Origin of the sequence: Rhizobium sp. L51/94 (assembly GCF_019355555.1) — a bacterium.
In the GTDB taxonomy this organism is placed as follows: domain Bacteria; phylum Pseudomonadota; class Alphaproteobacteria; order Rhizobiales; family Rhizobiaceae; genus Rhizobium; species Rhizobium rhododendri.
On sequence record NZ_CP072141.1, the window covers coordinates 469,806 to 484,467 of the forward strand.

The window sequence follows — 14,662 nt, forward strand, 5'->3', positions numbered from 1 at the left end:
ACCGCAAAGATCGCAATTGCAATCCCGTCGAAATGGGTCGCCGTCAGTTTCGTCTGCTCGTTGCGAACGACTTCGCCCGTTGACCGTCAGTCCTCGCCGTGGTTGGCGATCATCATCGCTTCAAAGGCGAGGCGGTCGGTCTTGCGCATGCGCTCCGAATCCGATTTCAGCTGGCCGCAGGCGGCGAGAATATCGCGTCCGCGTGGCGTACGGATCGGCGAGGCATAGCCGGCCGCATTGATGAAATCGGCAAATTTCTCGATCTGCTCCCAGTCCGAACACTGGTAATTACTGCCAGGCCAGGGATTGAACGGGATAAGGTTGATCTTTGCCGGCACGCCCTTAAGCAGCTGAATGAGCCCCTTGGCATCTTCCAGGCTGTCGTTGACGTCCTTCAGCATCACATATTCGAACGTGATGCGGCGGGCGTTCGACAGGCCGGGATATTTGCGGCAGGCGTCGATCAGGTCCTTCAGCGGATACTTCTTGTTGATCGGCACCAGGATGTCGCGCAGATCGTCGCGCACAGCGTGCAGCGATATCGCCAGCATGACGCCGATTTCGTCACCGGTGCGGAAGATCTCCGGCACCACGCCCGAGGTCGAAAGCGTGATGCGACGACGCGACAGCGACAGGCCGTCACCGTCGGAGGCGATCAGCAGGGCGGTCTTCACGGCCTCGAAATTATAGAGCGGCTCGCCCATGCCCATCATCACCATGTTCGAGACCTTGCGGCCTTCGGCAGGCATGGCGGTACCCACAGGCGTATCGCGATCGGGGAAGTCGCCGAGCCGGTCGCGTGCCAGCAGCAGCTGCGAGAGGATTTCCTCGGCCGTCAGGTTGCGGACCAGCCGCTGGGTGCCGGTGTGGCAGAAGGAACAGGTGAGGGTGCAGCCGACCTGGCTGGAGACGCACAGCGTCCCGCGGCCTTCCTCCGGGATATAGACGGTTTCGATCTCGACCGGTCGTCCTGCACCGCGTGCCGGAAAACGCATCAGCCATTTGCGGGTGCCGTCGTTGGAGACCTGCTCCTCGACGATCTCCGGGCGGGCGATGGTAAAATGCTGCTTCAGCATTTCGCGCATGTCCTTGGCAACGTTGACCATGGCGTCGAAATCAGACACCCCGCGCACATACAGCCAGTTCCACAACTGGCTGACGCGCATCTTGATCTGCTTTTCGGGAACGCCCTTGTCGCGCAGTGCCTGCCCCATCTCCTCGCGCGTCAGGCCGATCAAAGACGGCTTCGGCAGAGCTTCGCCACCGCGCACGACGGGCGCCGAAGCGGGCTTGGCAATGGTCATGGCATCTATCACGGACATGGGATCATCCAAAAGGTTGATGCCTGCCGTGCTTCGAGGAAGCTGCAGGCGCGATCTAGGGTATTGAAATTGAATTCGGTGACGGAAGGGGCGACAGCATCGCAGGCACATCCGCAGTTCGCGGCGGCAATAGCACTAATTTCGTCGCCCGTCATCCCCCTGAAAATGCCAGAGGCCGGCGCAAGGCCAGCCTCCATGATCTTGCACCCGCGCTTTTCACACACGAAAAGCGAAACCCGGCTCAGCCTACTTGCAGCTCTCGATCTGCTTCAGCGAGGCGGAAATGCCAGCCAGCGAGTAGGTGTAGGATGTCCCCGTACCCTTCTTCGACGTCGCGGTGACGGTCAGGGAGTGGCCGGTCTTCATGGCCGAGACCAAAGCCGGCTCCTGTGCGGCGTTCTCGACCCATGCAGCCTTGTCCTTGGTAAACATCACGAACGTCTTGTTGTCGATGGTGACGTTGACCTTGGAGTTTTCCTTCAGCACATAGCCCATCATCGCCTGGGGCTCGTAGGAGATGTTCTGGCCGGGGCGCTGGGTGACGATGAAGAAGTTGTCGCCGTGGTCGATGCCCGTTGCCGGCAGCTTTGCCGTCGGCACCGACAGGACGTAGCACACCTTGCCGGTTCCCGACTGGTAGGAATAGGCACCCCAGGCATCGAACTGCTTGATGCGGGTCGGCGCTGCAGATTGCGTCTGGGCGGCAGCCGCAGGCGCGGCCTTTGGCTTGGTTTTCTGAGCGGATGCGATGCCGGCGGTGGCCAGAACGAGCGTGAGGGCGATTGCGGAGCTTTTTACAAACATGATTTCCTGCCGGTTTCTTGCGATCCAGAGCCCGACGTGAATTTCGTCGGGAGATGCGTATTCACGAGGCGCCTTATTTTGGCGTAATTTCGGTTACCAAACCGTCAATGGGATGGTCGATTGCCTCTTAACTGTGCCGATTCAGTCAAGCGATGATCGATGGATTGTCGAAACTTCTGAAGATAGATGGACCTGATTGGCGAGATCGCCAGCCTTTATAGCGATTTAAGACAGAAAGATTCAGGCAAGAGTTTGACGTTTATAAAATCCGCTGTACCTCATAAACCATTCGGACGACGGTTGCGAGTTGCAAGAGCTGGGGGGCAGGTGGAGGGGAAATGGATGCGAAGGAAAAACAGCGCTTTGCTGTCCTCGCCAGGGCCGTTGCCGAGCGCCGTGACCAGACGGCGTTTTCCCATCTGTACGACTACTTCGCGCCAAGGCTGAAGTCCTGGCTTTTGCGGCAGCGCATGGCCGATGGAGAGGCAGAGGAGCTTGTCCAGGAGGTGATGATCGTCCTCTGGCACAAGGCTGGGCTATACGACCCGGCGCGCTCTTCGCTGTCGACCTGGATTTTCCGTATTGCCCGCAATCGCCGCATCGATATGCAGCGTCGATCAAAAATTCGTGTGCTCGACGATAATGATCCGGGATTGCAGCCAATCGGCGAATTGGCGGCCGACGTCGTCATGGAATACGAAGACCGCGATGCACAGGTGCGCGCTGCAATGGCCGAGTTGCCGCACGAACAGCAGGAACTTCTGCGCGCCGCATTCTTCCTCGGACAATCGCACTCGGAGATCGCTGCCATCACCGGCCTGCCGCTCGGGACTGTCAAGTCGCGCATCAGGCTGGCTTTCGGCAAGCTTAAGAAACGGCTTGAGGCAGTCTAGGTCGCCGTCTGCCTGCGCTCACCTGCTAGGCCGGCTTGCCGGCATCCAGTTCATCCGCCAGCGCCCGGTCGGCGGCATCGTAGTGACTTTCGTTGATATGCCCGCTGACCATGCGAAACGCTGCCGTCAGCACCGCTATATCATCCGTGTAGCCCACGACTGCCATGAAATCCGGAATGATATCGAAGGGCATCACGAAATAGGCAAGCGCTGCCAGCAAGATGCCTCGCACGCGCGCAGGCGTTTGCGGATCGAGAGCGCAGTAAAAGGCAGCCACCATGTCGCGCGCAAACGGGACGTAGCGGATTGCCTTGCGAAGCGCCGGCCAGAATTTGCGGCGCACGGTCTTCTCCCGGCTTTGACGGGTATCGTCATCGCCAGGAAGAAGAATTTCGCCGAACTTGATATCTTGCATTGCTAGAAAATCCTGTGGGACCCTTGAGGCACACATATGGAAGCGGCCGCTCGAGCAATCAACCGATACGGCCGGCCGCAGCCTTGTCCATCGCTTTCGCCATGCGAAAATCCTGCTCCGTCAATCCGCCGGCATCATGGGTGGTCAGCGTCACCTCGACCTTCGAGTAGACGTTGAACCATTCGGGATGATGATCGAACTTTTCCGCCGCAAGCGCGCTTTCCGTCATGAAACCGAAGGCTTCGCGAAAGTTGGCAAATTTGAAGCTTCTGGTGATCGATTTCGCGTCCCCCGCAAGCGTCCAGCCTTCTAGGCCGGTCATCTTTTCTTCTATGGCCGTCGCTTCAAGTTTGTCGTATTTCATGTCGGTGGCCCTCGTTTGAACAGTCGAAAGTTCGTATGCATCGCTTCAAGATCCTCTTCGTCTGCATGGGCAACATCTGTCGCTCGCCGCTCGCCGAAGGAATTTTCAAACATATGGCAATAAACGCCGGACGCGCCGCAGAGTTCGATATCGACTCGGCCGGCACGGGCGGATGGCATCAGGGCAACCCGCCCGATCCGCGCTCGATCGCTGTTGCCGCTGCGCACGGCATCGATATCGCGGCCCAGCGCGCACGCCGCATCGCAGCTGCCGACTTCGATCATTTCGACCTGATCCTGGCGCTTGATCGTGACAATTTAAGGGTTCTCGAAAAGATGGCGAGTGGCGCAAACGCGGCCAAGCTGCATCTCTTCAATCGGTATGCGCTGGAAACCGGCGATGACATCCCGGATCCCTACTACGGCGGCCGGGATGATTTTGACCGTGCCTACAGCATGCTCTTGACCGGCTGCAAGGCCTTGCTGGAAACCGCCGGGAAAGTTCGCACCTCGTGAAGCGGAAAAATCTCTTCCGTCAGATACGGACCGCCGCCCACCGATTCCCGAGACGATAGCAGCACAAAGCGTGACGCCGTGAACAGCGATGTCTGGAAATTGCCGCGGCCGGAGAGATAGTGCGCGACATCGTCCAGACGCGACGATTTCAACCGGGCCAGCGTAACGTGCGGCATGAATTTCCGGGGATCCGCCGACAGGCCGACCCGCTGGCAGATCCGCTCGATCTCGCCCTGCAGGGCATACATTTCGGGGTTGGGCGTGACCCCGGCCCAGACGGAATGCGGTTTCTTGGAGCCGAAGGCACCGATGCCATCTAGCTTGATCTGGAATTCGGGCCTTTCGATCCGGTCCAGGCGCTCGACGATTTCATCGGCGGTCCGGCCGTCGACGTCCCCGATAAAGCGCAAGGTGATGTGGTAGTTCTCTACGTCAATCCACCGGGCGCCCGGTAGACCACCGCGCAACAACGACAGGCTCATCGCCGCGTTACGGGGAATTTCGAGGGCGGTAAACAGTCTCGGCATGGCGAGATCCCCGAATCTTTTGCAGATACATGCAGCGAATCACGCAATCAAATGCGGCGCAAGTGTCTATTTCTGCACCGCAGCGATCGTCCCAATGAAACTTGTCACCTGTGGCATAATCCGCTGTACCATGACATCGACCCCTTCAGGATTGGGATGCATGCCATCCTGCAGTTGCAACTTTGCCTGAGCGGCAACGCCGTCAAGGAAGAATGGGTACAACGGCAACTGGTACTTGTCGGCCAGCCGCTTGTAGATCGGGTTGAAACGGGCGGCGTAATCCCCACCCATATTCGGCGGCGCTAGCATGCCTGCCAGAAGAACGGGAATTTTGCGTTCCTTCAGCTTGGCGATGATCGCATCGAGGTTCTTCTCGCTCTCCTCCGGTGCAATGCCACGCAGCGCATCGTTGGCGCCGAGTTCGAGAATGACGCCATCGGTACCGTCTGGCACCGACCAGTCTGTCCGCGCCAACCCGCCGGAGGTCGTGTCGCCGGACACACCGGCATCGGAAACCGCGACATCGAGCCCCTTGGCTTTCAACGCGGCCTCGAGCTTTGCCGGAAAACCGTCGCCCGGTGGCAGCATGTAACCGGCCATCAGGCTGTCGCCGAGACCGACCAGCTGGATGGTTCTTGCGGCCGCCGGACCGCAGAGGCCGAACACAAGGGCAGCGGCAATGACGACGAATTGAAACCCGGCAACTTTAAAACGCATGATCGATTCCCTAGATTGCCTGCATTGGGCGCGCAGCAGCGGCCCGTCTTCGCTTATATAGGGCAGTTCTCATTGGCTAAAACAATCATCGAGCTGAAGAAGGCGGATTTGACGCTGGGCAACGCCGCCGCGTCGGTGCATGTGCTGAAAGGCATCGACCTGACCATTTTCGAAGGCGAATCCGTCGGCATCGTCGGTCCTTCCGGATCAGGCAAATCGACGCTGCTGATGGTTCTGGCCGGGCTGGAGAGCCTCGACAGCGGCGAAATCATCATTCGCGACACCCCGCTGCATGCGCTCAGCGAAGACAAGGTCGCCGATTTTCGCGGCCGCAACATCGGCATTGTCTTTCAGTCCTTCCACCTGATCGCCAACATGACGGCGCTGGAAAATGTCGCGGTGCCGCTGGAACTGGCCAATGTGCGGGATGCCTTCGACATCGCCCGCCGGGAGCTCCAGTCCGTCGGGCTGGGCGAACGTCTCACCCATTATCCCGGCCAGCTCTCGGGCGGCGAACAGCAGCGGGTGGCGATTGCCCGCGCGCTTGCCCCCTCGCCGGCCCTGATCATCGCCGACGAACCGACCGGCAACCTCGACACCGATACCGGCCGGCAGATCGCCGACTTGTTGTTTGCAAAGAAGGCCGAGCGCGGCACGACCCTGTTGCTGGTCACCCACGACAACGCGCTGGCGGCCCGCTGCTCGCGCCAGATCCGCGTCCGCTCCGGCGCAATCGACAGCGACAACACGAAGACGTCCGACCAGCAGGCGATTTTCGCATGACGCTCGGCGGCGCCCGCCTTTCACTCGCCTTCCGTCTGGCGCTGCGCGAACTGCGTGGCGGCTTGCGCGGGTTTTATATCTTCCTCGCCTGTATCGCGCTCGGCACCGGCGCCATCGCCGCCGTCAATTCCGTTTCGCGCTCGATCACCGATGCTATCGCAACGCAGGGCCAGACGCTGCTGGCCGGCGACGTGCGCTTCGAAATCAACAATCGCGAGGCAACGCCAGAAGAGATGTCCTATCTCAAAGGCCTCGGCACGCTTTCTGCGTCGACCGGTGTGCGATCGATGGCGCGCCTGCCGGATGGTACCGACCAGTCACTGGTCGAGGTCAAGGCCGTCGATCAGGCCTATCCGCTTTATGGCAAATTCGAAGCTGATCCGGATCAGCCGCTTTCGACGCTTCTGGCGGAAAAGGACGGCACCTATGGCGCGCTGGTAGCGCCCCTGCTGCTCGATCGCCTCAACCTGAAAATCGGCAGCGAACTGCTGCTGGGCAGCGCCAAGCTGCGAATTTCAGGCACGATCAAGAACGAACCCGACGCGATTTCCGAGGGCTTCGCCTTTGCGCCGAGATTGCTCACCAGCGCCGATGCCCTGACAGCCTCCGGCCTGGTGCAGAACGGCAGCCTCGTCGAGCATGGCTACAAGATCCGCATGGCAGACCCTGCCAATGGACTGAAAGGCATTGCAGACCGTGCCAACAAGGCCTTTCCGCAAGCCGGCTGGTCGATCCGCACCAGCGACAAGGCAGCACCGTCGCTGGCCGACAACATCACCCGCTTCTCGCAATTCCTCACCCTCGTCGGCCTGACGGCGCTGATCGTCGGCGGCGTCGGGGTGGCCAATGCCGTGCGCGCCTTTCTCGACAGCAAGCGCACGACCATCGCAACCTTCAAATGCCTCGGCGCTCCCGCCTCCGTCGTGGTGATGATCTATCTGATCCAGATCGCCCTGATCGCGCTCGCCGGCATTCTTGTCGGCCTTGTGATCGGCGCGATAGCCCCGATTTTCGCGTCTCAGTTCATGGCGCAGTTCCTGCCGGTCTCGACAGCGCCGACCCTCTACCCGGGTGCGCTGACGCTGGCCGCGCTGTTCGGCCTCCTGACCACGCTCGCCTTCGCGATCCTGCCGCTCGGCCACGCCCGCGAAGTGCCGGCGACGGCGCTGTTCCGCGAGCAGGGCTTCGAGACCCGCAAGCTGCCGTCCTGGCCCTATCTCCTCGGCGCAGCGCTATTGCTCGCAGCCCTCTCCGCGCTTGCCGTCTTTACCGCCTATGACCGCTTTATCGCCATCGTCTTCATCGTGGCCATCGCGGTGGCCTTCGCAGTCCTGCGGCTGGTCGCCTGGGGCCTGGCATGGCTCGCAAAGCGCAGTCCGCGCGTCAATTCGCCGGCACTGCGGCTTGCTATCGGCAACATCCACCGGCCGGGCGCGCTGACCGCATCCGTCGTGTTGTCTCTCGGCCTCGGCCTGGCACTGCTGGTGACCTTGACGCTGATCGACAGCAACATGCGGCGCGAACTGACCGGCCACATGGCAGACAGGGCGCCGAACTTCTTCTTCGTCGATATCCAGGGCAGCGAACTCGATGGCTTCAAGACGCTGGTCTCAGCGCAGGCGCCAAAGGGCAAACTGACCGAGGTGCCGATGCTGCGCGGCCGCATCACCGCCTTCAACGGCGAGGACATTACCAAGCGGCAGGTCCCGCCGGCCGGCCAATGGGTGCTGCGCGGCGACCGAGGCATCACCTATGCCGAAACGCCGCCGGAAAATGCCGCCATCACCGAAGGCAAGTGGTGGGACAGGGGATATACCGGCGAACCGCTGGTGTCGTTCTCGCAGGAGGAAGGCAAGGCGCTGGGCTTGAAGCTCGGAGACAGCGTCACCGTCAATGTGCTCGGGCGCAACATGACGGCCAAGATCGCCAACTTCCGCAAGGTGGAATGGCAATCGCTGTCGATCAATTTCGTCATGATCTTCACCCCGAACACCTTCAAGGGCGCGCCACACGCCTGGCTGGCGACGCTGACAGACCCGTCCGCGACGGCCGAGCAGGAGGCGACGATCCTGCGAACCGTGACCAATGCCTATCCGACTATCACCAGCGTCCGCGTCAAGGATGCGCTCGACATGATCAACTCCCTCGTGGCCCAGCTGGCGACAGCCATCCGTGCCGCCGCCTCGATCGCGCTGATCGCCTCGGTGCTGGTGCTGGCCGGTGCGCTTGCCGCCGGCAACAGGGCCCGCACCCACGATGCCGTGGTGCTGAAGACGCTGGGGGCGACCCGCGCCATGCTGATCCGCGCCTTCACCTACGAATACCTCATCCTCGGCGTGGCAACGGCGATCTTTGCGCTCGCTGCCGGCTCGGTCGCGGCGTGGTACATCGTCAGCCGGATCATGCATTTGCCGTCAAGCTTCCTGCCGGACGTCGCCTTTTCGACAATTGTCATCGCTCTGGTGCTGACGGTCGGCATCGGCCTCATCGGCACGTGGCGCATTCTAGGCCAGAAAGCAGCACCCGTGCTGCGCGAACTCTAGGGTCCGCCATTAACCCAGGCGGCCAAAAGCCCCGAGGTTACATCGATTTAACCCGATTGCAGATCGTTGGCTCTTGTACGCGCGCCTCGAAAGCCTCATATTCTCGTCAGGCATGCTGGAGCTCCGCAGCGGCGCCCGGGACTGAAGTGCCCGACACCGTCATCCACTCGGAGCTTGAAAGAGGAAAACATGGCTGACTTTCGTAATTTCCCCAACCGGGCAACCGGCGCGCAATCGGGCGCAGTGATCGACGAGGGCCTTCGCAGCTACATGCTGAAGGTCTATAACCTGATGGCACTGGGTCTGGTGCTGACGGGCGTCGCCGCCTACGCCCTGATCGCGCTCACCACGACCACTGATCCGACACAGGCAGCGGCCAATTTCCACGGCGTCATGCTGACCAGCGCCGGCGTTGCCGTCTACGGCTCGCCGCTGAAGTGGGTCATCATGCTGGCGCCCCTGGCTGCCGTGTTCTTCCTGAGCTTCCGCATCAACAACATGAGCGTGTCCGCTGCTCGGACGACATTCATGGTCTATGCGGGCCTGGTCGGATTGTCGCTGTCGTCGATCTTCCTGGTCTATACGACTGGTAGCGTCGTCCAGACGTTCTTCATCACGGCTGCCGCCTTCGGTGCGCTTTCGCTCTACGGCTACACGACTAAGCGCAGCCTGTCGGCGATGGGTTCGTTCCTGATGATGGGCCTGTTCGGCATCATCATCGCCTCGGTCGTCAACATCTTCATGCAGTCCTCGGCCCTGCAGTTTGCCATCTCGGCAATCGGCGTCCTGGTCTTCGCCGGCCTCACGGCCTACGATACCCAGCGGATCAAGGAACTGTACTTCGAAGCAGACGACGACGTCGTTGCCGGCCGCAAGGCCATCATGGGCGCCCTGACCCTGTACCTCGACTTCATCAACCTGTTCATGTTCCTGCTGCAGTTCATGGGCAACCGGAAGTAAGGCTCAGGCGCCAGGCTCCGAGAAGTCTTTTGAGACGAGAAATCGACCATACGGGGGCATCGCTGCCCCCGTTTCTGTATTGTTTTTCAGTTCGATGACCGCTGAGATAGATCTTGCCAGCGGTCGTCACGCGGTGATGGTCATCACCAGCCAGTCTCGATCGGTGATCTCTGCCAGCATTGCCTGCGCATCGGCAAGGGCATGGCTCTCCTTTAAAAGTGACCACGCAGCCAGGGTCTGGTCGTCGGCGTGTGGCGGGATGCCTCTAGCCAAGTGATCGAGGCGTTTCTTCAGCGCCTGTCCGATGCGTCCCGGCGTCCAGCCACCGGTGTCGCGGTAGCCGCCTTGATCGAGCTTCACGGCCGGCGCAGCGTAGCTTTCCAGCATCGCTTCAACCGGATTTCCCCTGAGAAGGAAGCTGATGTCCTCCGACGACCAACCCAGCAGGGGCAGCTGCGTCTCCAGCAGGTGATGGTTGGCATCGTTGCTGGCGCTAAGGCCGGGAATGGGAACGAAGGCACCGGCCAGTGTAGCTAGGGCAGCGAGCCCCGGGCTTATGAACTGTGGCTGCATCCACGACGAAACAACTCCCTCTTGATGGAGGCGGAACGCCGATCGCAGATCTTCGCGCTCTGCCAGCGAGCCATACGCGCCCAGCGCCAAGGTCGAAAGCTCTCGGTAGTCGCGCCGGCTCCACGCGGCCAGCAAAGTTGAAACCTTCTGGTCGAATTCGGCCGTAGCCGGGCAACGAAAGGCGTGATGAAGGATTGCCATGCGGGACTCCCATTGGGAAGCCGCCAGGCAAGGTTGCCCAGCGGCGAAACACTTTTACCGGAAGAACTCAAATCTACCGGGAAACCTTCAGCGCACGCAATTTTGCTGCGAGCCGTTGATGACCGTTACGCCGAAATTATTGGCATTGAAGGCGAGATTATGAAAGCCCAAGGCCGCGACCCTGGAGGCTGTATTATTTGAGGGAGGAGGCTGTGGCACCATGTTTACCATTTCGCCCTTGCCGATGTTCCAATGGCCTGGCGGCACATTGTCGAAAACAATTCTCCATGGAAAAGGCAGAGGATTGTTCGGACCGCCGATGGCAACGCTCACATCGCCGACGATATCCTGGGCATTTTGCAGCGGGTGAGCAACGGTATTGGCAAGATGGACTTTAACAAAGCATTCATATCGGGGCAAAAGTTGCTGCGCCTCCACGTCGCTAGCGGCGTAAAAAAACGACAGGTTCGGGTTGACGCCGCTGACACCGAAGCTCGCCAGGCTCCAGTCCACGGTGCCATTCGCGGCGGCATGTACCGTATGATAGACGTCATAGGCCTGGGCATGGTTCGCGAGACCGATGGTGGTGAAAGAGGCAAGCATCGCTGCCAACAGGCTGTGACGCAGTTTGTCGATTTTCATTGGACTTTCCTTTTCACAATAAGGGAGTGGTCGCTCGTCGCACCATGCGCAGAGCGTTGCCGGAAATGCAGAAGCGGTGACGGGTCACCGCAATGTTTGGGGGGCTAGGCAGAGCGTGCTTGGGACGCTCCGAAGTCTGTCAAAGAAGGCCGTTGCCATCTCAGGATCTGCGGCAGGTTGCCCGCAGAGGTCCAGCACGGCAGCAACAGGGCCGCCGTGCCGAAGATCAGGCTGTGGTGATCAGGTTGTTCAGGCCGAGCGTGGCCGTCCGCGATGTCAGCGCGCCGCCGTACGTCACCTCGACCGCCGAGCTGATGTCCTCGATGTCCATGACGTCGCCCGTCGTGTAGTTGCCGAAGATCACCCAGTAGTTTGGATGCGGCGTGAAGACGGCCGTCATGTTCGGAGCCGCCTGGACGGCGTGGGTCCCGGATCCCGCCATGCCGATGCCGACTGACGTGTAGTTGGGCTGGACGTTGGACAGCTGCTGGATCGTCAGGGAGCCGATTGCACCCGTACCGGCGGGATTGGCAAAGGTGGTGGCCCCGAAACCGTCTTGCGTCAGCTGCACGACGTTCTGCCCGTTCGGATCTGCTGCGACATTCTGTGTTGCGGCAAAGTTGATGCCCGGCTGCAGCAGGCCAGTCTCCGACCAGACGAAGCTGTAGTCGAGACCCCAGGTAAAGGTGACTTTGCTGGACACGGCCGTTGGCCGGGCGAACCAGGCCAGCGAAAAGATGTTACCGGGAATGGTCATCGGTGGTGGCTTCTGGAAGACCGCAAAGCTGCCGGACATCTGCGAGTTATTGATGCATGTCAGAGAGTAAGTCGTCATTGTCGTCGCCTTTCGTTTCGGGAAGATCCCCTGTGATCAAGAGGCCGGCACCGCCCAGGGGAGGATGCGGTGCCGGCCCGCCTCGCCGCTCAAGTCGTGCGGAGCATGGAGACGGCGAGGATGCCCGGCTCGGTGGCGGAAGCCGGGCAATCGGAAATTGCAGCTAGCCGAGCTGGACGATCTCGTCGGTCACTCCGACAGAGATCTCTGCGGTTGCGAGCAGGCCGCTGCTCGATGTCCCCGGCTGGAACGTCACCTGCCTCGGCTGGCTGACATCGGAGACAGGCGGTGGCGGCAGCTGAAAGGCAGTACCGAACGACACCGTTGCAACGAGAGACATGTCAGGCGTCAGGGTGAGTACTGCTTGGCCCATCGCTGGCCGAACCAGAATCGATCCTGGACCCACCACCAGGCCGAGCTTTGTGCCAGGCGGGACCTGGGCGGTGAACGACACCTGAATGCTGTCTGCTGGGCCGCCGGCTGCGGGGGTGATCGTGAAAGCGCCGGCCGCCCAGTCGACGACCACGGTGTCGCCCAGCGCAACTGCGGTGCTAGGCTCGGTGACGCGGCTAGCTCCGGCCGTGACGGCAAACAACGACAGCGCACCGTTACCGCCTTGCCATGTCATCGTTGTGGATTGCCCTTTGCTCGTCGCATCGGAGACCAGAGCGACAAGGGTCTGGGCTTTGGCGTCCAGATTTGTCAGTATCGGTGGATAGACGTTGAAATAATTCTGCCCCGGAAGGCTGGAGTCGTTGGTGGCCTTCAGCTCGAAGGTGGTGCCGGCGCCCGCTTGTGCATCGATCGACATTGTATCGTTTCCTGTCGCTATTCGTTTGAGAACAATTGAATTGCTTCGGCTTTCTCTTTTGTTGCTGTGGATACTAGCGATCCTCTCCTGGTTGTCCTTGGATGCCCGTCCCGCAAACTTGGACAGGCGTCCCAAATCACGGACCGCGTCAGCCCGTGCCGAGCATGAGAAGCCAATCGGAGAAGGAGGGGACGGGACCCGGCGGGAACTTCAGGCCCTTCAAACTGCTGTCGCCGGCGCGCGCCGCCGCCCTGATGTCGCGCGGCGATTGCCCGAAGGTCTGCCGAAACAGCCGGCTGAAATGCGCCTCGTCGGAAAAACCCATTTCGTAGGAGATGTCGGCGATCCTGGCATCTGCGCGTCGTGGGTCGGCAAGCGCCTGCAATGAGCGCCGTAATCGCCGGCCACGGATGTAGGTGTCGACACCGCCGCTCGCCTCGAACTGCCGATAGAGCTGACTGCGGGATACGCCGATCTCGCGCGCCAGCCGCGAGGCAGTCAGGTCTGCCCGGTCGATATTCTCCTCGATATGACGGCGCAGCCGCCGGCCGAGATCGCCTCTCGTTGTTACCGCTGAAACCACGGGAACGGTCCCCAGGCACCAGCCGAGCAGGTCGGGAAAGCAGGCACCGAGGGCATTGACCTCAAGCGCGCTGAAATAAAGGGAGGCGTTGGAGAGGCTTTCGAGGATACCCCGCAGGAAAATAGCCATTGCGGTGTCGCCCTGGAAAACGCGGCATGGCATTGGCGAAAGGGACGCCACGGCACTGGGCAAACCGGCGCGCGGAACGATCAGATGCAGCGCGTCGGCCGCCACCATGGCAAAACGCATCGGCGAGGAAAGATCGACGACCGTAACGTCTCCCGGCCGCAACCGCCTCGCCTTGCCGCCGACAGCGATCCCTCCGCTCAACACCGAGGAGACAACGACATGGTCCAGATCGTCTGAACAGACCCGCTGATGGTCACGAAGAAAGCGCCCGCTGCCCGCAAAGCTGCGGCAAAGCAGGAACGTCCCGAAATGCTGGACAACAAGATCGGCCTTGAACCCGCTAGGGGTAATTTGCTGGGTCTGCGTGGCTTCGAACAACGTCGCGAGGACTGCACGCCAGGCGGCAAAGGGCGCATCGTTATCAGCCGTGGAAAAGCGAAAGCCGGCGACCTCACCTCGCCCTTGGGCATCGGACAGCGGTTCTGATGTTGGCGCCACGGCCTGATTCCAAGGGATCATAGATCGTAGGATTACAATCCTACTTCATGGATATCAAGGGTAGCATTTTAAATAAATGCAATTCAGGGTAATTGGCATAATACCGTCAACTGCTGAGGTGCCAGTCCGGGCTTCATTCCAGGGGAGCGCAACTTCTTCTAAAAAAATATAGATTCAGCATTGGTTCAGCGGATTGCGCCGAGCTCCGGACAACACTTCGACAAAAAATAGTTCAATCAGCGCGAACGAGCTCGAAAATAGGATTTAGATCCTGCCATACGAATGATTGGCTCTCCGCCGGGAAAGCATGAAAAAAGACTGTCGCCGCCGAAACTCTTTGTCCTGCCCCGACGTACCCACACCTGCGGTAGAAACATCCACGGAGTTACGTATTGAAAATAGGCATTTTCCTTTTGAGCATTTCCACGGTGATGTGTTGGGGACTGGCGTTTTACATGGTCTATCGCACGCATTAGCTACGAAAAATTGGAGGGTATCCGGCAGAGTGCAGCAGCACCGCCGCACTGGCCCTTCGCTCCAGATCGCT

Annotated in this window: 16 protein-coding genes; 5 read left to right on the top strand and 11 right to left on the bottom strand. The window is 60.5% G+C overall.

The window, feature by feature from the left end:
- Positions 1–86 precede the first annotated feature (86 nt).
- Both rlmN and J5274_RS02340 read right to left on the bottom strand, forming a co-directional pair.
- A complete protein-coding gene (gene rlmN / locus J5274_RS02335) occupies positions 87–1,322 on the bottom strand; it encodes a 23S rRNA (adenine(2503)-C(2))-methyltransferase RlmN (protein ID WP_142824681.1) in 1,236 nt (411 codons plus the stop codon).
- A 246-nt stretch (positions 1,323–1,568) separates the two neighbouring features.
- Positions 1,569–2,126 carry an invasion associated locus B family protein gene (locus J5274_RS02340; RefSeq protein WP_142824680.1) on the bottom strand — a complete coding sequence of 186 codons (558 nt, stop codon included), beginning with the start codon at positions 2,124–2,126 and terminating at the stop codon, positions 1,569–1,571.
- A 338-nt stretch (positions 2,127–2,464) separates the two neighbouring features.
- Between J5274_RS02340 and J5274_RS02345 the strand changes: the two genes are divergently transcribed.
- On the top strand, positions 2,465–3,019 hold the full coding sequence (locus J5274_RS02345) for a sigma-70 family RNA polymerase sigma factor (RefSeq protein WP_142824679.1): 555 nt from the start codon (positions 2,465–2,467) through the stop codon (positions 3,017–3,019).
- 25 nt (positions 3,020–3,044) lie between these two features.
- On the opposite strand, the gene J5274_RS02350 is transcribed toward J5274_RS02345, so the two are convergent.
- Complete coding sequence (locus J5274_RS02350; protein WP_142824678.1) at positions 3,045–3,434, bottom strand: YkvA family protein; 390 nt, start codon at positions 3,432–3,434, stop codon at positions 3,045–3,047.
- A gap of 58 nt (positions 3,435–3,492) precedes the next feature.
- On the bottom strand, positions 3,493–3,798 hold the full coding sequence (locus J5274_RS02355) for a 4a-hydroxytetrahydrobiopterin dehydratase (protein WP_142824677.1): 306 nt from the start codon (positions 3,796–3,798) through the stop codon (positions 3,493–3,495).
- A gap of 35 nt (positions 3,799–3,833) precedes the next feature.
- Here J5274_RS02355 and J5274_RS02360 point away from each other — a divergent pair, with 35 nt between their 5' ends.
- Complete coding sequence (locus tag J5274_RS02360) at positions 3,834–4,313, top strand: low molecular weight protein-tyrosine-phosphatase (RefSeq protein ID WP_219274742.1); 480 nt, start codon at positions 3,834–3,836, stop codon at positions 4,311–4,313.
- Here J5274_RS02360 and thpR read toward each other — a convergent pair.
- Together thpR and J5274_RS02370 are read right to left on the bottom strand one after the other, a co-directional pair.
- Entirely contained in the window at positions 4,247–4,840 is a 594-nt protein-coding gene (gene thpR / locus J5274_RS02365; protein ID WP_142824675.1) for an RNA 2',3'-cyclic phosphodiesterase, read from the bottom strand. The genes J5274_RS02360 and thpR overlap by 67 nt on opposite strands.
- 66 nt (positions 4,841–4,906) lie before the next feature.
- The gene (locus J5274_RS02370) at positions 4,907–5,557 is read right to left on the bottom strand and encodes an arylesterase (protein WP_111219682.1); all 651 of its coding nucleotides are present in this window, start codon (positions 5,555–5,557) and stop codon (positions 4,907–4,909) included.
- A gap of 72 nt (positions 5,558–5,629) precedes the next feature.
- On the opposite strand from J5274_RS02370, the gene J5274_RS02375 reads away from it, so the two are divergent.
- The 3 genes from J5274_RS02375 to J5274_RS02385 all read left to right on the top strand — a co-directional run bounded on the left by J5274_RS02375 (position 5,630) and on the right by J5274_RS02385 (position 9,843).
- On the top strand, positions 5,630–6,340 hold the full coding sequence (locus J5274_RS02375) for an ABC transporter ATP-binding protein (RefSeq protein ID WP_142824674.1): 711 nt from the start codon (positions 5,630–5,632) through the stop codon (positions 6,338–6,340).
- Positions 6,337–8,883, top strand: a complete 2,547-nt coding sequence (locus tag J5274_RS02380) for an ABC transporter permease (protein ID WP_219274743.1) — start codon at positions 6,337–6,339, stop codon at positions 8,881–8,883. Before J5274_RS02375 ends, J5274_RS02380 begins: the two co-directional genes overlap by 4 nt.
- A 189-nt stretch (positions 8,884–9,072) precedes the next feature.
- Complete coding sequence (locus J5274_RS02385; protein WP_142824672.1) at positions 9,073–9,843, top strand: Bax inhibitor-1/YccA family protein; 771 nt, start codon at positions 9,073–9,075, stop codon at positions 9,841–9,843.
- A gap of 126 nt (positions 9,844–9,969) precedes the next feature.
- Here J5274_RS02385 and J5274_RS02390 read toward each other — a convergent pair whose 3' ends face one another.
- From J5274_RS02390 to J5274_RS02410, 5 genes are all read right to left on the bottom strand, one after another.
- Positions 9,970–10,617 carry a hypothetical protein gene (locus J5274_RS02390; protein WP_142824671.1) on the bottom strand — a complete coding sequence of 216 codons (648 nt, stop codon included), beginning with the start codon at positions 10,615–10,617 and terminating at the stop codon, positions 9,970–9,972.
- An 87-nt stretch (positions 10,618–10,704) separates the two neighbouring features.
- Complete coding sequence (locus J5274_RS02395) at positions 10,705–11,259, bottom strand: hypothetical protein (RefSeq protein ID WP_142824670.1); 555 nt, start codon at positions 11,257–11,259, stop codon at positions 10,705–10,707.
- 226 nt (positions 11,260–11,485) lie between these two features.
- Complete coding sequence (locus J5274_RS02400) at positions 11,486–12,094, bottom strand: hypothetical protein (protein ID WP_142824669.1); 609 nt, start codon at positions 12,092–12,094, stop codon at positions 11,486–11,488.
- A 163-nt stretch (positions 12,095–12,257) separates the two neighbouring features.
- Positions 12,258–12,905, bottom strand: a complete 648-nt coding sequence (locus J5274_RS02405; protein ID WP_142824668.1) for a hypothetical protein — start codon at positions 12,903–12,905, stop codon at positions 12,258–12,260.
- Between the two features lie 148 nt (positions 12,906–13,053).
- Positions 13,054–14,115, bottom strand: a complete 1,062-nt coding sequence (locus tag J5274_RS02410; RefSeq protein ID WP_161990915.1) for a helix-turn-helix domain-containing protein — start codon at positions 14,113–14,115, stop codon at positions 13,054–13,056.
- Positions 14,116–14,662 lie beyond the last annotated feature (547 nt).